Here is a 19,865-nt window from a genome sequence, read left to right as displayed (position 1 = left end):
TAGTTAGTAGCGTGGCAGTGGCATGGTTAACTTGAACCAAAATGGATATTTATGATGAAAAAAATAATTTCTACTTTTGCAATCACCGCCAGCCTGTTGCTCAGCACTCAGGCAAACGCCGTAATCATCGACGTCTCCACCGCGATTCCGGATGCAAATATTTTATTGAACTTTAATGGCCTTGATTGGGTTTACGCTGGCCCTATTGGGACTGGTGAGTGGGGCGAGGGCAATATTGAAGCGCCCGAATATCGCGCCAGTGAAGGTTGGCGTTATGCAACAGCAATGGAATGGACCATGCGCCCTGACTGGACTGACTTTATTATTGGCGATGCAAGCATCAATCCTGATTCCGGTTTTGGTGATCATTCGCTGTATCGCTTTGCTTCGGAATATTGGAGCAACTTTAATCACATTGATTTAAGCGATGCATCCATGGGGTTAATTACTAACGGTCTTGATATCGGTTCACTGGAAGAGGCTTGGGATACCTGGTACGTTCGCGATAGCCGCACCAGCAGCGTGCCTGAATCCTCATCCATTGCACTCTTAGGTCTGGGTTTATTCGGTTTGCTTATCGCACGCAGAAAGAAAAACTGACAATCCATATTTAAACGGCCAATTCTTAAACAGTCAGGCCTTAAACAAAAAAGGGTTAAAACAACAACGTCGCGCTGTTGTGCGGCGTTGTTGCTTTTAGCTTAACAATAATTAACTACTGTAATTGCCGGTGAACTTCATTTACATTAACCGACCACTGCCCAACAAGTGACCTGACGTTAATGCCAACACCACTCCACATTATTTTATTAACCCATGAACGCGAAGTTCAGCGCAAAACCAATACGGGAATCATTGCGTTAAATCTTGCGAGTGAATATGTCGAGCGTGTCATATGGGAGCGCACCAAGCCCAATCAAAACTTGTTAAATTGGCTGGCTACCGAAAAAGCGCTGCTGCTTTACCCTGCGGATAACGCTGCACCCACTGCTGAAAATTCACCCATTACCGAAGCCACACACAGCACTATCGATAAGGCTGAAACCATTATTATCATCGACAGCACCTGGCAGGAAGCGCAAAAAATATTTAACAAAAGCCCTTACCTGCAACGCGCGCCCAAGGCAGTATTGACTGCGCAAAATCCATCAACCTTTACCCTGCGCCGCAATCAACCCGAAGGTGGCCTATGCACGATTGAGTGCATTATTGAACTCTGCAAAATGAGAAACCTGAATAGCCTCGCGGAACAATTAACGACGGCGTTTGCGCAACACAATCAAAGGCCATAACAAAAAAAACCTGCAATTAGCTGGTTATAATATTTTTGTTATAGGCAATAAACACAGTGTCATTTTTCCAGCCCAGTGATTCGTAAAGCGCCTGCGCCGATGCATTGGTTCTTGCGGTTGTTAAATCCATACGCGCGACGCCAGCAAACTCTGCCTGCTGTTCCGCCGCCAGCAACAATGCCCTACCAGCGCCAGTGCGACGTTTAGCCGGGTGAACAAACAAATCGTAAAGAACATAAATGGGGGCGGCGATTACTGAGCAAAAGCTGGGGTAGAGCTGACAAAAGCCAACAGGCTCTCCGTATTCTTCCGCCAATAAAATAACTGATTCCTGATTATATATACGCTGCTTGATAAAACTCATCGCCAATTCAAGGCTGGGAGCTTGTTGATAAAACTGACGATATAAATCAAACAAAACGGCTACCGAATTAATATCGTCAATACCTGCGGTTTTTATTGCGAGTAGGCTCATAAAAGATTCCTTTTAGTAAAAAATAAATCCAACAATATCAGCGCATTGTCAGGCGCATTAACTGCATGCCACCCACATCGGTGACAAAACCAAATTGCTGGTAGTAACTTTGTAATTCAGGCAGGCAATACAGTTCAATGTGTTTTACCCGCTTGACCTTGGCGTGAGCTTTTACATACTCCACCAACTGCGAACCAATTTTATGGCCGCGATAACCTTCGCCCACAATCACATCAAACATCAAAGCTTTAAAAATACCGTCGGTTAACACCCGGGTAAAACCAATTAAATTATTCTGTTCGTCAATTACGCCAAGAGTAATGGAAGATCCGGCGAGTACGGCGTTAACTTCTTCCAGAGTACGGGTATTTGACCACCACTGTTGCAAATATAGCTGATGCAATTGCGGCAGATGATGGGGCGCCAGGGTTTCAATAATTTTCATATCGGGTTTCAAGAGTGTTAATAAAAGACGGTGATAATTCCAATAAGAATCAGGACAAAAAATAATTATTGGTAACGCGCGGCGGCAACCCCAGGAGTTGGGGATATTTAATCATCACCCCCAAGGCGATCAAGTCGTAAACGGCATGCCATACAATCACGAGCATTGCACTTTGGGTGAGATGATAAACAATACCAAACAGCAAACCCATGACGGTTGCCGCAATAAAATAAGACCAGGACAAAAAATGCAACAACCCAAATACTAATGCCGGTGCAAAAATAGCCAGGTAAATAGCAACATGATTCGCCAACCAGGACTGCAAGGCAATGCGAAACAGCAACTCCTCACCCACGCCAGCAAGCAGTGCAACACAGGCAATTTTAGCCCAGGAGTAGTCGGCAAAATGCACGGTTATTTTCTGCACATCTGCCAATAAGGTTGCCGCAAATCGCCCGCCATGGCGATACATGAGGTAGATAGTGCCATAGGTGAGAAGCGCCGCCAGAACTGCCAGGAGCAAATCCATACCCGCTGAAAAGCCCCACCACTGCCAATCGATAGCGGCAAACTGGAGTGCTCCCAGCCCCAGAAGCAGGATCGTGACCTGACTGGTCAAGACTGCCGAAAAACCCAATTTCTTTTCCATTTAATCCTCTGCAATTCATCTTTGCCCGGGCGGGAAGGGGGTGCTGCCACAGGGCTGGCAGCGAAATGACGTTTTATACCAGCTAAGGCTGCAAGCCGCACAAACTTCTTACATTTGTCCGTTGAAATAGCCATACCCCATCAGTATTCTGGCGGCCTGTTTAGCAGCCCCCCGGAGATCTAACAAATGGGACTTTTGGTACTGGCCATTTTTATTATTTCGGCCATTTATATCCAGAATCGCGGTACTGTCCAGCATGAACGCTGGCAGCGCAAATTGAGTGACCACGCCAACTTTTTAGCACCTATTAATTGCCTATTTTATATTTTTGCCAAGGATAAAAAGACCGCCTACCTTAACCCTGCCGATTTCCCTGAGCTGAAAATTTTACAGGACAACTGGGAAACCATTCGCGACGAGGCATTAAGTTTGAATGCCGAGGCGAAAATTAGAGCCTCAGATAAGTTGGATGACTTGGGTTTTAACTCCTTTTTTAAAACTGGCTGGAAGCGTTTTTACCTGAAATGGTATGGCGCCAACCTTAAATCTGCCGAACAGCTTTGCCCACAAACGGTAGCGCTTATCAACCAGGTTCCCAATATCAAGGGCGCTATGTTTACTATGTTGCCGCCGGGTGCGCGCTTGGTAAAACATCGCGACCCCTACGCTGGTTCGCTGCGCTACCACCTGGGTTTATCCACCCCCAATTCCGAAGACTGTTTTATTAGTGTGGATGGCCAACCCTATTTTTGGCGCGATGGCGAAGCAGTAATGTTTGATGAAACCTATATTCATTACGCACACAATAAAACCGATCAAAATCGAATCATTTTATTTGTGGATGTTAAACGCCCGGTCAATTTCTTTCTGGTCGATTGGTTTAATGAACTCTTTTCGCGCATTGTGGTGGCTGGCTCGGCAACCAAGAATATGGATGGCGACAAGGTAGGTTTTTTAAACCGCGCCTTTGGCACGCTGTATAAAATTCGCTTGCTCGGCAAAAAGCTCAAGGCATTCAACACTACACTTTATTATTTAGTGCAATACAGTTTGTATCTCGCACTTATTTACTGGATTTTTTTCTAACAAAAAATCTCATTAAAAAAGGCAGCCCTCATGGCTGCCTTTTTATTTATCTGTTTTTTACGTTTTTACTTTTTTACAGCACTTTATCAATTCCCGTCGGCACACCGTCCAGGCTGAGTTTATTTTTTTCTTGCCAATAATCACGAATACCTTGCTCGCCCTTGTTAACAGCCCATTGATTCAATTGCTCGCGCTCATCTACATAATCAAAAAATGGTATCGACATTCCACAAGAGGTTTGTACTAACTCCACCTGCATATCAAAAATCTGACGCGCGCCGGTATTTGCGGGGAAATGCGCATAGAGCGCTGCCCACTCAGCGTCACCATTGTGAATGGCACGCGCGGTTCCGTATAAACGCAATATCATCGGCGCACCTTCAAAAGCCGCAAACATAATCGTCATGCGCGGGTGGGTTTGCAAATGCGCTGCCGTTTCATTGCCACTGCCGGTGACATTGAGCCAAATCACCCGGTTAGCATCCAGCACTCTCAATGAATCCATACCCTTGGGGGAAATATTTACCCGGCTGGTATCCGTTGCCGTACCCACGAAAAATATTTTCTGTTGTGCAATAAATTCCTGCAAGGCTTCTGAAATAGCCTCAAAACGTTTACCCATAAAATCAACTCCTTATCAACGCTTACGTAAATACAGTTCGGCTTTTTCCTGATCGATGACAAACTCAAAGCGCCCGAGAATATCGACGCCGAGCAGGCCATCAAATTGATTGGCATTATCCATCGGCAAGCGGGCGAGCAGGTGCTGGGTAAATTCCAGCGAGGCGATATTGAGGCTATTCACCACAAATAAATAACTGTCCACCGTGCCGCTGGCAGTATTGAGTTTGATGGGTTTGGTATTGCGCACCAAACTGTAGTGGCGCTCTACAAAAGTCGCGGTAAGCCCACTGATGGAAGCGCCGGTATCCAATAACAAACGCGCAGAAATACCATCGATGGTGACCGGGACTAAAAATTGTTTACCAAAACGCTGCAGCGCAATGGTGACTTCTTCTCCGCGCGCCGCGTTATTCAAACCATCGCCACTAATAAGAATTAACAACGCATCGGCGCGCGCGCGGGTATCTACCTGATTCGCCGCCATCAGTGCATGGTACTGCGCCAACTCTTTTTCTTTATCATCCAGATGCATGCTTGCCAAACGCAAATGCAACTCACCATTGTCCGGGGTTAAGCGAATCAAGTCATTTAGCTGTTGCATTAACCACGCTTGACGCTCGCCAAATAGCACCGGGTTAGATGCCAAGCGCACCAAATAATTAGCGAGGTACTGCAAACCCGCCTCGATTTTTTGCGCGTCAATTTCTGCACTGAAATAACGAAACCAGATCGCGACAGCTTGTTCATGTTGCCCCTGCTCTTCATACACCCGTGCCAGTAAACGCATGGCTTCCGCCAATTGCGGATCAGTTTGCAGTAGCTGCTCGAGTAAGGGCACCGCTTGCCCATAGTTGCCGGTGGCGATCCATCGCGTTGCCTGCTCAAGGGGGGTTAATGCGGCAAGACTGGAAAACGGTTGTTGGGTGATGGCAGAACTGGCGGCCAGCGATTTATCAAGCGACTCATTCAATAATGGTGATGAATGCGCGGCATTGGTAGTGGAGCTGCTGGTCGCCGGGTTCTCGGTTAAGGCTGGGGCAAGATCGGAGGGCGCAACTTTTGTGTGGCGATATTCACTCGCATAAAAGCCCGCTGCGAAAGCGATGACTGTCAGTGCCAGCGAGGGAGCAAAACGCATAAGTTAACACCGGGCCTTCATTAAAATCAGGGATTCAATTGCGCGCGAATGGAGTCCGCAAGCGCTTCCGGTTTGGTGATAGGGGCAAAACGTTTAATCGCCTTACCATCGCGGCCAATTAAAAATTTGGTGAAGTTCCATTTGATCGCATTGCCCAACATACCTGGCGCTGCATCGGTGAGCCATTTAAACAGTGGATGGGCTTCGCTGCCATTTACATCCACCTTGGCAAACATTGGAAAGGTAACACCGTAATTGAGTTGACAGGTCTGGGCTATCTCAGCGGCATCGCCCGGCTCCTGCCCGCCAAACTGATTGCAGGGGAAACCGAGGATTACCAGACCCTGATCTTTATAGGTTTGGTACAGCTTTTCCAAACCGGCGTACTGGGGGGTAAAGCCGCACTGGCTGGCGGTATTCACCACCAGCACGACTTTGCCTTGGTAGTCAGCCATGGGCACAGGCTGACCAGTGAGGGATTCGGCGGAGAAAGAATAGAAGGGGCTCATAAGTAATCCTCGTGAGGTAATGAGCCCAGACTGCACGCGCGCCGCTATTTAATCAAGCGCGACTTAATCCTCCGCCGCCGGTTTATCCAGTGCTTTTATCTGGATATTGCGATAAAAAGTCTCGGCCCCTTCGGATTGGATTTGCAACTTGCCGCGCGCCAGCGGGACGTATTTACCATCGACCTTGTGACGGGAATTAAAGCCGCGAAATACTTCATGACCATTCACTTTATGGATTAGTGTTTCACCATCGGCAATCACTTCCATGGTGTCCCACTCACCGCTGGGTTTTTCGTGGAGACCAAGCTTCAATACACGCGCGGCGATATCTTTGCGCAGCGGTGCTTTGGGGTCATAGGCGTAGAATTTCCAATCGCCAATGTTGGTGTCGGTGGCGTGCACGTCAATAATCACCCCGTCCAGGCTGTGGTAATCGCCGCTATCGCCCTCTTGCACCTGAAACTCGTGGCTGCGCAACCAGTGGCTGCTCTGGGCGCCTTCCGGCCCTACGGCAAAATACAGCAGGCCGCTATCGCGCGGGGCATCCAAGCGTGGCGACCATTTCTTCTCGCCCCACTTCACATCAAACTTCAAATGAAAAGCGCCGAACTCTTCCAGCGAGGTCAAACCACCCCACTCTTCACCCGATACCCGCAACAGGCCATCCACCACGCTAAACACTTTTTTGGGATCGTTGTTAATACCGCGCGGGGTGTGTTTGGAAACCAGGTTATAGGCATTGGTTTCAGGCTGAAAACTCACATAAGGCTGCCAGCCGGTGAGATCCTTACCGTTAAACAGTGAGCGCCATTCGGCCGCTTGCACACTGCTCGTCACCAGCGCAGTCGCCAGACCTGCCCATGCCAAAAGGGATAATTTCATTGTGATTCCTCGTTGTCGCCGTTTGTTGTTATAGCCCTGCAGGGAATAGCAGAGCAGCGGCAGACTAGTACCTGAGTTGCCCTGAGTCCATATAGGCAAATGGACAATTACAGTCTTTTACCCTGTTACTCGCACCGGTGATCCCCCCTGCACACGGCGGCGTATGTAATGGCAAGACCGCTTGTACGGCGGACACAACTCATTCACGAAAGGCTCAACTCCATGCGCGCCCCTTGGAAATTGCTGTTTTTATCAGGCCTGATACTTATGCTCTCCTCATGTTCTACCTCCAGTGTCGACGACTACACCCAAAACACTCCGCAGCTTGATCCGCGCGTTTTTTTTAATGGCTCGCTGAGCGCTCACGGTGTACTCAAGGATCGCAGCGGCAAGGTCACGCGCTATTTCAATGCAACAATCAATGCCTACTGGAAAAACGGCGTGGGTACACTGGAGGAGCGGTTTGTATTTGATGACGGCGAAGTGCAGTTTCGCAACTGGACACTCACGCCCAACGGCGACGGTTACAACGCCACCGCAGGCGATGTGATTGGCACCGGCAAAGCCAAGGTGAGCGGCAATGCGATGCAACTGGATTATGTACTGGAAATTGCCTACAAGGGTTCGCCACTACAACTGCGGGTAGAGGACTGGATGTGGCAAGTGGACAACAAGGTACTGCTCAACGAATCCACCCTGCGCAAATGGGGTTTCAAAGTGGGCAGCATCCAGCTAGTGATTGTCAGAAACGAATAGTATTGAGCTGATACACCTTATCGCGCATGTGCTCCGCATTTTCACTATCGCCCAAGGCATCATAAATAGTAACCGCCAAACGATAAAAACGAATTTCGTCTTTCTCTTTTTTTATGGCCTTTTTAATTAACTGCAATGCCTTGACATAGTCTTGTTGCTCGCTCGCCTCCAGCGCACGGCGATAAATGTAATAGGGGTTGGCATTGCGATGTTTGCGCACCCGTTCTTGGTAATACTGGTGCTGTGCCAGATTGCCCGTGTCCTTATATAGGCCGGCAAGGTTGTGCATGATGGTGTAATCGCGCGGGTTTACCTTTAACCCGTGCAAATAAATCGCCTCGGCTTCCGCCATAAAACCCTGGCGGCGGTAAAAACTGCCAAAGTTACTCCAGATATAACTCGGCTCCTCGCTCATCAATAAGGCTTTGCGCAAATACAGAAATCCCGCGCGGACATCGCCCTCTGCCGCCAACTCCATGCCACGGTTGGAATAAAACTGCGCTGCCACCAGATCCTTGCCAATCACTTTTTGTTTGTAGTGCGCACGAAAGCGACGCATCTCCAAATCCACCACTATGTCGCTCACATCAGCCGTGTTCACTGCCCTGATCCAGGTGCGCGGCGTACTGGGCATAAACACCTTGGCATTCACATGCCGCATAAATAGATAGGTATCCCCCTCGCGCATATCCCAGGTGGGCGGCAATATCACTTCATTAACCTCTGCTTTCAGCCCTAGATGGCGCGCCATGGCCACATAAAGCAAGGTATAACTTAAACAGTTGGCCTGGCGCTTTTCAAAAGCATCGATGCCGGTATTGGTGGTGTAAGCCGAATAAGTAATACCGCGCCCGCCCAATTGCACCGATGTCATTAGTGCACGATGCAATGCCTCGGCTTTTTTATCCGCCGCACTAATACCCGCGACGGTGCTGGTAGCAAAGTTTTCCATCTCCGGCGTCAATTCAAATAGCTCGTGGTCAGGCAAATCTGCAGCCGTATAAGGGCGCCCGAGAATCAACTCTCCCGAGAGCGCCTTGGCAATTGGGCCCTGCTCGGCCAAAAACGGAACTTTTTGCACCACCGAGGAACAGCCCCAGAGGCCAACGCAGAGATAAACCAGCAAAAACCGCCACAACTTCATCATTATTTATCCTTATCATGGGTTCTATCTGCACTCCAGTATAGACGCTGCCCAGCGCGAGTGCTGACACCTAACCATCGCTAGCCCATTGACTTAAAACACTTTTTAAAATGACTTCGCCCTCCCCGCTCACCCGATTCGGGTTTGCTGTTTCCCCTGCTGCGCCGCACTAGTGCGATTTTGCGCCAATAAAGTGCGGCACACCAACAACCAAGCACCAGCCAACAACCATCAAATCGTGCATTCACGGCACCAAAAAAAAGCAGTGCATTTTTTTGTGTTCCGCGCGCGTGCAAAAGCGAAAAAAACACGAATCAAAATCCAATTTAATGCGCCATAAAAATGCATTACTGGAATTGGCACAGTGTTTGAATAGAGCTAATTACCAAACGTTTTTTTGATTAGTAGTACTTGCACAGCAACAACCAGATTTTCCCAATAATTTTTTTAGTTTTTTAGACCAATAGTCAGGAGCAAAAAAATGCATGCAGTCTCACGTTTTCTAAAACCGTTGAAAAAAACGGCTGCTGTTCTTGCAGCAACTATTTCGCTTATCAGCGCGGCACAAGCAGCAACTGGCCCAGCTGAAAAAACCGATTTGAAATTTGGATTTATTAAACTCACCGACATGGCTGACCTCGCGGTTGCCTATGAAAATGGTTATTTCGACGATGAAGGTTTAACCGTTGAGTTGGAAGCGCAAGCGAATTGGAAAGTAGTACTCGACCGGGTAATTTCCGGTGAGCTGGATGGCTCTCATATGCTGCTGGCACAACCTGTTGCCGCCAATATTGGTTACGGCACGCAAGCGAATTTGGTGTTTCCATTCACCATGACGCAGAACACCTACGCCATTACAGTTTCCAATGAAATTTGGAAAAAAATGAAAAAAAATGTACCCGTGGGTGCCGATGGAAAACCAGTTCATCCTATTAGCGCCAGCACCCTAAAACCTGTTGTAGATGAAATGAAAGACGCAGGTAAATCCATCCAAATGGGCGTGGTATTTCCAGTGTCCACTCACAACATGGGCTTGCGCTACTGGCTTGCCGCCGGCGGAATTAACCCCGGTTTATATGCACCGCACAAAGGCGACACCACCGGACAAATTGATGCCGATATTTTGTTGTCAGTAACCCCGCCGCCGCAAATGCCGGCCACGATGGAAGCGGGCACAATTCAAGGTTATTCCGTGGGTGAACCCTGGAACCAACAAGCCGTATTTCGCGGTATTGGTGTGCCGGTAATGGCCGTGCACAACAAAATTGGCGATAAAGTATTTGGTATGAAAAAAGAATTCCTGGAAAAAAATCCTAACACCAGTATTCGCGTAGTGAAGGCAATGATTCGCGCCGCCAAGTGGCTCGATGAAAACAACAACGCCAATCGCTCTGCTGGTGCAAAAATGATTTCCGCTGCTCACTATGTAGGTGCCGATTATAAAGTTATCGCCAACTCCATGACCGGGGTGTTTGAGTACGAGCGCAAAGACGTGCGCCCAACACCGGACTTCAACGTATTTTTCCGCTACAACGCCTCTTATCCACATGTATCAGATGCAGTGTGGTACCTGACTCAAATGCGTCGCTGGGGTCAAATTCCTGAAGCCAAACCCGACAGCTGGTATATGGAAATGGCAAAAAAATCTGTTGCTCCGGAAATTTATCAACAAGCCGCAGCTGACTTGATTGAAGAAGGAAAAATGGCGGCTAGCGATTTCCCTGATTTCAAAACCTTTACCGGTATTCGCACCCCCGATGAAACTGTATGGATTGACGGCGTGCAATTTGATGCAACAAAACCCAACGACTACCTGACCAAGTTTCCTATTGGTTTGAAAGGTGATGAAAAAATTTAATTGCCTGTGCGGGTCACTGACCCGCCGCATTTAATACCGACAGGATTCAATAATTCACTGCAACACCAACGATTTAATTTTTTGGCAACCGCTGTAGTGCACCCGCTGATACTGATTCAGCGGGCTGCCCGAGGAAACGATCATGAGCAATAAATTAGCCACCCTGAAACTTGAACAATTTAAAGCGATTAAATGGCGCGAGGTATTGATTGGCATTTTAATGCCCTTGGTCGGAGTACTTTTTTTTATGATGTTGTGGCACGGTGTAGCGCCCAATATAAAAACCTCGCTGGGTGATTTCCCCCAACCCAAACAAGTCTACGAGCAATGGGGCAACCTAGTGGATGAATATCAGGCAGAACAGGAACGCGCAGCTGTATTTTACGAGCGTCAGGAAAAGCGCAATGCCGAACTTTTGGCCAAAGACCCTAACGCCACTCTTGATGTGCGCGAATTTAATGGCCGCCCAACTTTTTTTGACAAAATCTACACCAGTTTATTTACCGTACTCTCCGGGTTTCTGGTGGCCTCACTCATCGCCATCCCGGTGGGAATCCTGATTGGCTTGAGCCAACCGCTATACAGCGCAATCAATCCATTGATCCAATTATTCAAACCCGTATCACCCCTCGCCTGGCTGCCACTGGTCACCATTGTGGTCAGCGCGGTGTACGTTTCCGATTCACCAATGTTTTCCAAGTCCTACATTATTTCGCTGTTAACGGTGAGCCTCTGTTCACTCTGGCCCACCATGATTAATACCGCTGTTGGCGTTGCCGGTGTCAGTAAAGATTTGGTGAACGTCAGCCGCGTACTGCGTTTGGGTTGGTTTACTCACGTAGCAAAAATTGTATTGCCTTCCGCCATTCCGATGATGTTCACCGGCCTGCGCATCTCTCTCGGAATCGCCTGGATGGTATTAATCGCTGCCGAAATGCTGTCGCAAAATCCGGGGCTGGGCAAATTTGTGTGGGATGAATTCCAAAACGGTTCATCTGATTCACTCAGCCGTATCTGCCTCGCCATTTTGGTGATCGGGATTATCGGTTTCTTGCTCGACCGCACCATTTTGATGATTCAAACCTATGTGAATTGGGACAAAAGTGCCGTAGTCCGCTAATTCGCCTTGTGTTGATTAGTACGGCATACGAATTGCTTTATTCACATTGATAAACACTTTTATTGTTAGCAAAAGATTACTGAGGAAGTCACCATGAGCCAGGTTCACTTGGAATTAACCAAAGTCGGCATAGAATTTCCAACGCCCAAGGGTCCATTTTGTGCACTGCAAAATGTGGATTTAAAAATCAAAAAAGGCGAATTTGTCTCGTTGATTGGTCACTCAGGCTGCGGTAAATCGACGGTATTAAATATTGTTGCCGGGCTTTACCAGGCCACTACTGGCGGCGTGGTATTAAATGGTCGCGAAGTGAACGAGCCAGGCCCGGAGCGCGCGGTTGTATTCCAAAACCATTCACTACTGCCCTGGTTAACAGCCTATGAAAACGTGGAGCTGGGCGTTAAGCGTGTATTTAAAGGTAAAAAAACCAAAGCAGAAATGCGCGCATGGATTGAACACAACCTCGAATTAGTGCACATGAGCCACGCACTGCACAAACGCCCCGACGAACTTTCCGGTGGTATGAAACAGCGTGTGGGGATTGCGCGCGCGTTGGCGATGGAGCCACAAGTATTATTGATGGATGAACCCTTTGGTGCGCTGGATGCACTTACCCGCGCCCACCTGCAGGACTCGTTAATGGAAATTCAAAACGAGCTGGGCAATACCGTAATTATGATTACCCACGATGTGGACGAAGCGGTGCTGCTCTCTGATCGTATTGTGATGATGACCAACGGCCCTGCCGCCACTGTGGGCGAAATTCTGGATGTGCATTTACCGCGCCCGCGCAATCGCTTGGAATTGGCGGATAACGTGGAATACAACGGTTATCGCTCGGCGGTATTGCGCTTCCTTTACGAGAAGCAACGCAAAGTGGAACCGATCAGTGCAAAGCGCGCGGAGAAGCTCGCCGATAAAGAAGCTGCCGTCCCCACCAAAAGCGTTGCCTGAGCCACAATTAACACGTCAACCAAATCTTCAGCTAAACCCGGCATTTAACGCGCTGCCAACAGCGCGTTAAAAAGTAAAAACCAGGGACGGTTTATGCTAGGCTGCGCGCACGGTAACGCGGAGACCTTAGCGTGTTTAATGATAATAAGTTAAGACAAGATACCCACGCCTTCATCAGTATTCTGGTAGTTAATAGCGACAATAGCGCACTGGATGCGATTCTTACCTGTCTGGAAGATGCAAATTATCAGACAATCCATGCGGTAGACTCCGCACAAAAAGCCTTGCGTCTGTTGCGTCACCAACACATTGATCTATTAATCGCCGATGTCGAAACCCCGGATTTAGATGGCTGGCGCTTATCGCGTTTAGTGCGCAGCGGCATTTTACACTGCCGCGCCGACCTGCCCATTATCATCACCGCCAACACCTGGTGCGAACGTATTGCAGAAGTCACCGCACGCGAATACGGCATCAATGAACTTATTCCTCTGGATCACCTGCACCGTTTAGCGCCTGCGATTGCACAGCTCAGCGACGCTATGCCGCAGAACACACGCAAACCACGCCTGTTGGTCATTGAAGATGAGCCCGATACCGCCGACCTGATTAAACGGGTGCTGGCCACCAATTTTGAAATTGAAATAGCCGATCAAGGGGATACCGGCCTCAACGCCTGGCGCGAGCGCCGCCACGATCTGGTGCTGTTGGATGTGATGCTGCCCAAATTGTCCGGGCGCGATATTTTGATCGATATTCAAGCTACTGATCCCAATCAGCCAGTAGTGATTATGACTGCGCACACCACTATCGATCAGGCAGAAGAATTAATGCTGCTCGGCGCGGTAGATTTTTTACCCAAACCTTTTCGCGCCGATCATTTGCGCCGCGTGTGCGACATCGCAATTCACCGCGAGGATTTTCTCGTCAGCAACGCACAATTTGCGGCGCGGGTAAAATCACTGGAAGCGCGCGAGCTGGCGTTTCGTCAGCTCTATGAAAGCCATCACCAATTGCTCAATGATTTGCAATCGGTGGTGATGGAACTGGATTTGGATTTTCGCATTCACTATTTAAATCACGCGTGGGAAACCCTGCTGGGTTTTGCGGTGGGCGATTGTATTGGGAAAAAACTGGATCACTTTATCGCCCCGGAAGACATCAGCCAATTTGCACTGTTCAAAAGCAAAATTCGCAAAGCCTTGCAACAGAAAAAAACCTTCCCGGAAATTGAACTTTGTTTTAGCACCAGTCGCCACCAGCGACTGTGGGCGCAATTGAAAATCAGCCGCTCGACAAAAGTTGCAGACCAAACCACGCTCACAGTCTGTCTGGACAATGTGACCGAGCGACGCGAATCGCAAGCGCAATTAAAATATCTGGCAATGCACGACTCTCTCACTGGTTTATACAATCGCCACTTTTTTGAAACGACCCTCGCACAACTCACCGCCGATTCCGTGCGCACCAATACCCAACACGCGCTGGTGTACATGGACCTGGATCATTTCAAAGTTATTAACGATACCTTTGGTCATCAAAAAGGCGATGAAATACTGCGCGATATGTCGCGCCTGCTCAGCCAACAAGTGCGCAGCACCGATATTTTATGCCGCTTGGGTGGCGATGAATTTGCAATTTTAATGCGCGATACCAGCAGCAGTGAAGCGCGGGAATTTGCGCTGAGCGTGCAGGCCATTGTGGCCGCATTTGGTTTCCCGTTGCAGGAACAACAAATTAATCTCGGCAGCAGTATTGGTATGAGCCTGATTGACGGCAGTACCAATAACCCGGAAGAACATTTAATGCGCGCCGATATTGCACTCTATGTCGCCAAGGGGCGCGGGCGCAATTTGATTCACTTGTACAACCCACAAGACAGCGAAAGCGATGAGTTGCGTCACTCCATCAACATGTCGCAAAAAGTGCGCAAGGCGATTGTGGAAGACCGCATGATGCTCTACTTCCAACCCATTTTTGATGTGAAAGCGAAAAAAGTTTCTTACTACGAAGCACTGGTGCGCCTGCACGATCTGGATGGAAAAGTTATCGGCCCCTGCAGTTTTATTCCCGCACTGGAAGCGTCAGGCGAAATGCATTTGCTGGATCGCTGGATTATTAAATTAGCCATTCGTCACCTGCGCGATTACCCCGCACTGAATCATATTGCGATCAACCTCTCCGCACAGGCATTTAAAGACGAACAGCTGATGGCCACCATTCTCGCCAGCCTGGACGAAACCGGTGTAGACCCGAGCCGCATCACCTTTGAATTAACCGAGAGTGCAAGTTTGTTTAACCTGCATATTACCCAGCGCGTGATTGCCGAATTACACAAATTGGGTTGCAGTTTTTCGGTGGATGATTTTGGTTCCGGCTTTAGCAGCTTTGCTTACCTGAAAGATTTGCCGGCAGATTACATTAAGTTGGATGGCTCATTTATCCAAAATCTGGATTGCGATGAAATTGATCAAACGCTGGTAAAATCAATGATTCAGGTAATTCAAACTTTGGGCAAAAAAGCGGTTGCAGAATACGTGGAAAGCCAGGCCATTTTAAATATTCTACAAGAAATGGGCGTGGACTTTGTGCAAGGCTACCACTTGGGTGCTCCCAAACCCGCACAGGAAATTATGCTGGAACCGCAACCTTACCCACTGCGGTTGTTTGAATCGGCAGGGGCAGCTCCACAATAAAACGCGCGCCCTTGCCCAATTCACTTTCCACCCGAATAGTGCCGCCCATTAATTCACACAACTGGCGACTAATAGACAAGCCCAAACCACTGCCCTGATATTTGCGTGTCGCGCTGGAGTCGGCTTGTTTAAAGGGATCAAAAATACTGTTTTGCTGTTCAAGTGGAATACCAATACCAGTGTCCGCCACACTGATAAATATTTCCTCCGGGCGATGAAATGCCTGCACGTCCACCTCGCCATGGGGCGCAAATTTAACGGCGTTACTCAGTAAATTAATCAGTATATGCAGCAGCTTTTCAGGGTCGGCAATGGGCAATGTCTCGCCATCCTCCACATCCACGCGCAGGCGAATGGCATTTTTTTCCAACAGTGGCACCACCGCACTTAATGCCTCATCCACTAAGCGCGAAAGTTTTACGTGGGTTAAATCCAACTCCATACCACCGGCTTCAATTTTGGCCATGTCCAACACACCATTAATTAATTTTAGCAAGCGCTCGCCGTTATTAATCACGCGCTGTAAATCCTGCACATGGGCTTCATCTTCAACCAGTTTTAATTCTTCAATTACTAATTCGGTATAACCGATAATCGACTGCAATGGCGTGCGCAATTCGTGACTCATCAGCGAAAGAAACTCGCCTTTAGCTTGACTCGCGTCCTCTGCTTTGCGCTTGGCAATTGCCAAGCGCTCCTGCGCTAATTGCAAATCCTCACTGCGCGCCGCGAGGCGCCGGTTATCGCGCTGTTTAATAATGTAGGCAATAAAGACGGTGATAATTAACAGTGCACCCAATACCACCGAGCCCCACAAGTAACGCAGTGCTACTTGCTGCGAATCCACCATCTCATCCAGGCCAACTATGGCATTTTTTTGTTCAAGAATAGTGCTTTCCAGTGAGCGGGTATTTTTATTCAAATCCGCAAGGCGTTTTTCACGTGCATCAATTTCACTGAGGATTTTTTGTAAATAGGCTTGCTGCTCATCCAACTCTGCCGTGCGCGACTGCACTTCCTGCATTAATTTTTCGCGCTCGCGCAGGCTGGCGTCTATTTGCGTTTGCTGCAATTGCAATTGGTGCTTTTGCTGGGCAATCAATTCATCGCTGGCATCAATATTCTCGGCCAAATCCGCCATTTGTTGCTGCAGGTTGTGGTTAATCGCCTGTTGGTTATCAATAGAGGCGGTCAATTCTTTTAGTGTCTTTTCACGATTGCGCAATTGCTTTTGCAAGGCCACCAACGACGCCTGCCCTTCGCGATACAGACGCGCCACATCAATCTCGGTGCCGCCACTTAAAATCAATTCAGACTGTACTCCCAACCCTTGGTTGAGAATATTGGATTTGTTTACTTCAAACTTTAGGCTGCGCCCTGTGCTGATTAAATTGATCATCACCAATTGCTGGTTGCTGTAATCGCGCGTCACCAACAACACCGGCTTACCATCCAATGCATCGTACACATCGGTCATGGTTTTTTTATCGGCGCTTTCCATATAAACCATTTGAAATGCTGCCAACTCCGCGGGTGTTTTCACCTGCCGGTAATTCACCGCCAACCCATGAACCTTCACTCGCTCACGCAAGCCCTGCAGCGCACTCAAGAGCGCAGGGTCAGCATCGCCATAAAGCGCAATATCAAAAGAGCGCAGGGTTTTAACCTGCGGCCATTCAATATTTTTGGCAAAGTTATAAAGGTAAGAAGCGACAATTTTCTGCTCTTCCAACGGCTGCGCCCACAGGCGCGGTGCGAGCAACACAAGGCAGCTAACACAGATAACAAGCCGGAAAAGCCCAAGGAATAAACGCATAATTTACTTCTATTTATTATGAATAGGTTTTTAAACGGCTGAATGCTGCAATGCAGAACAGATTTAGCTGCATTGATTTTCCATACAAAGTAAACACTTCACTACTTTGAGTCAAAAGTCGCTCTTAAACGCTGAACATGCTCAACACCCAATACCGAACACACTAACGCATAGGAGTGAATATGTTTTGCTGGCCACTGCGCCTGAGGAAGCTCGTCAGCGAAATAAAAATAATCCCACAAAATTGCTTCCCAGCTGTTGCACCTAATTAGCATTCCCTCGATCTGCCCCTCAAACGCCATAGGGCAGGAGCCTTGTGGCGTATCTTCAACTTCGTAGGCGTTGCCCACCCAATGAGCTGGCTCACAGTCCAGAAGAATACCGCGAAGCTGCGCAAGAAAGCCATAATCAGTCTCCTCGGTGACTCTTCCTCCCATGCTCTCAAGCAACCCTATAAATTCATCCTTCCGCTCTGCCGGAAACGTAATGTCAATATCATCATGCGGGCGAGTCACCCGCCCCAGACGGGCATCAATAGCCCAACCACCGCCAATCCATATCGGCATATCCAACTGTTCTGTCGCTGCGACTAATTCACTAATTAATTTAAGATGGAATTTATTCATAAAAATTTCTGTCGCCAATAAAGTTACAGAAGAAAAATATGCCTGTGACTGTATATCAGGGTAGAGCTTCGCAATCTGCCGCTTTATACGACATTTCCCCCACAAGATAAACCACCGTTTCTAACCGCTTCAACACTGGGACTTTTAGAAACAAAAACGCCCCGGCTTGCGGGGCGTTTTGGTGGAACATGGCTGCATGTAATTACATATAAGCTTTGGCGAACGCGGCTTTGGATTCCTGAATGTAGGCGCGGACTTTTACCGCGTGGGCTTCCCACACAGCGCGGTCTTTGTCGTTGGTGAAGGGGTTTTGATCCTTGGCGACGGAGCGGTCGAATTTGTCGTAGAAGGTGATTACCGAGGAGGCGATTTGGTTAAAGCGCTCTTTGAATACTTGTGTGCCCTCCATGGTGCTGGTGGCTTTCATCATAAATTGCACAAACTCGGTGTTGGAGCTGGAGTAATTTTGGTAGCTTTCCGCTTGCACCATAAAATAGTTGTCGATCTCTTGCAGCGCGGCAGCGCGCACTGGTTCGTCTTTGCTCATTACGCGTTTGTAATTGTCCTGCCCGCGCCCCATGCCACCGGCAATAAGCGATTCTTTTAAATGTTTGTCCAGGTCTTTGCGGAATTTATCCACCTCGCGCTGGATGTCCAGCAGGTCTTTGTCCAGCGCGGTGACGGTATTAAGTTCTTTTTCAATTTCGCCCAAAAACACTTCGGTTTTATTGAAGGTTTCCAAACCATTTTTTTCCGCAAACTTACGGGATTTACGATCAATGCCCGCATTCTCATAGGATGAGCGATCAAACGCGGTGGCGACAATCGTTTTAAAGGGCTCAGCAAAAGCGGCGTAGGTACCGTTGGTCATAATATTCAGCGTGGCAGTGGCGATATCGCCCAGTGGGCGCAGCATAGAATCCATGCGCGCTTTTTGAATGGGTGATGCAACAGTGCGCACATCGTTCACTACACCTTTAAAGGTTTGATAGCCGAGTGGATTGGCCATTTTGCCGCGCTCGGAAGTGGCGAGCACCAAGGTGACGCTGGAGTATATGCCATTGGCATATTCCAAATATTGACGCTGTACATCCACTTGCGCGGCGTAATTTTTGCCGAGCGTGCGCAGTGCGTCTGCTTGCACTTGATAGTTTTTGTCGTCGCGCAATTTACCTAAGACTTCGGCGATAACTTTTTCCTGATTTTTTTGCAGCGCGGTATCCAGCAGAATTTTTTCCACACTCAAGTCGTCGACCCACAACTGGCCGTTGGTGACTTCAATATCCAACCGCAGGAATTTTTTGCCCGGATCATCAATAGAAACACGCTTGGCATAATATTCGTTGGTGTCATGATTACCGCGAATGCTGCCAACGTTTACCCAACCGCTATCGCTATTTTGAGTAGTAGCTACCAGTACATTAATTTTGTATTGCGTCGCAGGCGATGAGGTTTTAAGCCACAACTCCAGCGTGCCCTGCTCGCTCAAGCTGACACGGCTGCGTACAGAGGCTTCCCCCTGATCAATCAGCAGCGCCGCTGTGCCGGTGCGCGCATCGGTTTCCACTAAATTTGCACCGTACATGAGCGCCCATTTTTTACTGTCATTGCCCGCTTCAAAACCGTTTTTAAAAATAACCGTTTTTTGCTGTGCAGAAACACTGGTCGCGAGCAGCGCGGCGACCATCACGGCGGTGCATTGGGTAAAAGCCAACGCAGTCCACTTTGTAAAACCCAGTGCGCATTTTTTTGCAGCTGTAGTTTGCATGGTAGTTATAAAACTCCCTCAGAAAAA

18 protein-coding genes and 1 pseudogene are annotated in these 19,865 nt (G+C 48.4%); 8 read left to right on the top strand and 11 right to left on the bottom strand.

What is annotated here, in order from left to right:
* Window positions 1-51: 51 nt before the first annotated feature.
* Both D0B88_RS08235 and D0B88_RS08230 read left to right on the top strand, forming a co-directional pair.
* Window positions 52-600: a PEP-CTERM sorting domain-containing protein gene (locus tag D0B88_RS08235; protein WP_151056453.1), complete on the top strand. Its 549-nt coding sequence runs from the start codon at window positions 52-54 to the stop codon at window positions 598-600.
* Between the two features lie 164 nt (window positions 601-764).
* Window positions 765-1,292, top strand: a pseudogene (locus tag D0B88_RS08230) (tRNA-uridine aminocarboxypropyltransferase); the annotation flags it as partial.
* A gap of 16 nt (window positions 1,293-1,308) precedes the next feature.
* On the opposite strand, the gene D0B88_RS08225 reads toward D0B88_RS08230, so the two are convergent.
* The 3 genes from D0B88_RS08225 to D0B88_RS08215 are packed head-to-tail and all read right to left on the bottom strand — an operon-like array spanning window position 1,309 to window position 2,861.
* Complete coding sequence (locus D0B88_RS08225; RefSeq protein ID WP_151056449.1) at window positions 1,309-1,767, bottom strand: GNAT family N-acetyltransferase; 459 nt, start codon at window positions 1,765-1,767, stop codon at window positions 1,309-1,311.
* 37 nt (window positions 1,768-1,804) lie between these two features.
* Window positions 1,805-2,212, bottom strand: a complete 408-nt coding sequence (locus tag D0B88_RS08220) for a GNAT family N-acetyltransferase (protein ID WP_040393630.1) — start codon at window positions 2,210-2,212, stop codon at window positions 1,805-1,807.
* A 49-nt stretch (window positions 2,213-2,261) separates the two neighbouring features.
* A complete protein-coding gene (locus D0B88_RS08215; RefSeq protein ID WP_007645900.1) occupies window positions 2,262-2,861 on the bottom strand; it encodes a CPBP family intramembrane glutamic endopeptidase in 600 nt (199 codons plus the stop codon).
* Between the two features lie 186 nt (window positions 2,862-3,047).
* Between D0B88_RS08215 and D0B88_RS08210 the strand changes: the two genes are divergently transcribed.
* Window positions 3,048-3,947 carry an aspartyl/asparaginyl beta-hydroxylase domain-containing protein gene (locus D0B88_RS08210; RefSeq protein ID WP_007645899.1) on the top strand — a complete coding sequence of 300 codons (900 nt, stop codon included), beginning with the start codon at window positions 3,048-3,050 and terminating at the stop codon, window positions 3,945-3,947.
* A gap of 73 nt (window positions 3,948-4,020) precedes the next feature.
* On the opposite strand, the gene D0B88_RS08205 is transcribed toward D0B88_RS08210, so the two are convergent.
* From D0B88_RS08205 to D0B88_RS08190, 4 genes are all read right to left on the bottom strand, one after another.
* On the bottom strand, window positions 4,021-4,569 hold the full coding sequence (locus tag D0B88_RS08205; protein ID WP_151056447.1) for a pyridoxamine 5'-phosphate oxidase family protein: 549 nt from the start codon (window positions 4,567-4,569) through the stop codon (window positions 4,021-4,023).
* Window positions 4,570-4,584: 15 nt separating this feature from the next.
* Window positions 4,585-5,709 (bottom strand): retropepsin-like aspartic protease, encoded by a 1,125-nt coding sequence (locus D0B88_RS08200; RefSeq protein ID WP_151056445.1) that lies wholly within the window; start codon window positions 5,707-5,709, stop codon window positions 4,585-4,587.
* Window positions 5,710-5,735: 26 nt separating this feature from the next.
* On the bottom strand, window positions 5,736-6,218 hold the full coding sequence (locus D0B88_RS08195; protein ID WP_151056443.1) for a glutathione peroxidase: 483 nt from the start codon (window positions 6,216-6,218) through the stop codon (window positions 5,736-5,738).
* A gap of 63 nt (window positions 6,219-6,281) precedes the next feature.
* Window positions 6,282-7,100 (bottom strand): DUF1080 domain-containing protein, encoded by an 819-nt coding sequence (locus D0B88_RS08190; RefSeq protein ID WP_151056441.1) that lies wholly within the window; start codon window positions 7,098-7,100, stop codon window positions 6,282-6,284.
* Between the two features lie 267 nt (window positions 7,101-7,367).
* Between D0B88_RS08190 and D0B88_RS08185 the strand changes: the two genes are divergently transcribed.
* Window positions 7,368-7,856 carry a DUF3833 domain-containing protein gene (locus tag D0B88_RS08185; protein ID WP_151056439.1) on the top strand — a complete coding sequence of 163 codons (489 nt, stop codon included), beginning with the start codon at window positions 7,368-7,370 and terminating at the stop codon, window positions 7,854-7,856.
* On the opposite strand, the gene D0B88_RS08180 is transcribed toward D0B88_RS08185, so the two are convergent.
* Entirely contained in the window at window positions 7,843-9,003 is a 1,161-nt protein-coding gene (locus tag D0B88_RS08180; protein ID WP_151056437.1) for a transglutaminase domain-containing protein, read from the bottom strand. The two genes, D0B88_RS08185 and D0B88_RS08180, sit on opposite strands and share 14 nt — an antisense overlap.
* A 478-nt stretch (window positions 9,004-9,481) precedes the next feature.
* Here D0B88_RS08180 and D0B88_RS08175 point away from each other — a divergent pair, with 478 nt between their 5' ends.
* The 4 genes from D0B88_RS08175 to D0B88_RS08160 all read left to right on the top strand — a co-directional run bounded on the left by D0B88_RS08175 (window position 9,482) and on the right by D0B88_RS08160 (window position 15,628).
* A complete protein-coding gene (locus tag D0B88_RS08175) occupies window positions 9,482-10,858 on the top strand; it encodes a CmpA/NrtA family ABC transporter substrate-binding protein (RefSeq protein ID WP_225318593.1) in 1,377 nt (458 codons plus the stop codon).
* A 142-nt stretch (window positions 10,859-11,000) separates the two neighbouring features.
* The gene (locus D0B88_RS08170) at window positions 11,001-11,978 is read left to right on the top strand and encodes an ABC transporter permease (RefSeq protein ID WP_007645876.1); all 978 of its coding nucleotides are present in this window, start codon (window positions 11,001-11,003) and stop codon (window positions 11,976-11,978) included.
* Window positions 11,979-12,071: 93 nt separating this feature from the next.
* On the top strand, window positions 12,072-12,932 hold the full coding sequence (locus D0B88_RS08165) for an ABC transporter ATP-binding protein (RefSeq protein ID WP_007645874.1): 861 nt from the start codon (window positions 12,072-12,074) through the stop codon (window positions 12,930-12,932).
* Window positions 12,933-13,063: 131 nt separating this feature from the next.
* Complete coding sequence (locus D0B88_RS08160; protein WP_007645872.1) at window positions 13,064-15,628, top strand: EAL domain-containing protein; 2,565 nt, start codon at window positions 13,064-13,066, stop codon at window positions 15,626-15,628.
* On the opposite strand, the gene D0B88_RS08155 is transcribed toward D0B88_RS08160, so the two are convergent.
* From D0B88_RS08155 to D0B88_RS08145, 3 genes are all read right to left on the bottom strand, one after another.
* Window positions 15,564-17,444, bottom strand: coding sequence for a YfiR/HmsC family protein (locus D0B88_RS08155; RefSeq protein ID WP_151056435.1), 1,881 nt, complete (start codon window positions 17,442-17,444; stop codon window positions 15,564-15,566). The genes D0B88_RS08160 and D0B88_RS08155 overlap by 65 nt on opposite strands.
* A 101-nt stretch (window positions 17,445-17,545) precedes the next feature.
* Window positions 17,546-18,070, bottom strand: a complete 525-nt coding sequence (locus tag D0B88_RS08150; RefSeq protein ID WP_151056433.1) for a nucleotidyltransferase domain-containing protein — start codon at window positions 18,068-18,070, stop codon at window positions 17,546-17,548.
* 202 nt (window positions 18,071-18,272) lie between these two features.
* Window positions 18,273-19,838 carry a hypothetical protein gene (locus D0B88_RS08145; RefSeq protein ID WP_151056431.1) on the bottom strand — a complete coding sequence of 522 codons (1,566 nt, stop codon included), beginning with the start codon at window positions 19,836-19,838 and terminating at the stop codon, window positions 18,273-18,275.
* Window positions 19,839-19,865 lie beyond the last annotated feature (27 nt).

The organism is Cellvibrio sp. KY-YJ-3, assembly GCF_008806955.1.
In the GTDB taxonomy this organism is placed as follows: Bacteria; Pseudomonadota; Gammaproteobacteria; order Pseudomonadales; family Cellvibrionaceae; genus Cellvibrio.
The sequence above is the reverse complement of the archived record's forward strand: the minus strand, read 5'-3'. Positions and strand labels throughout refer to the sequence as shown.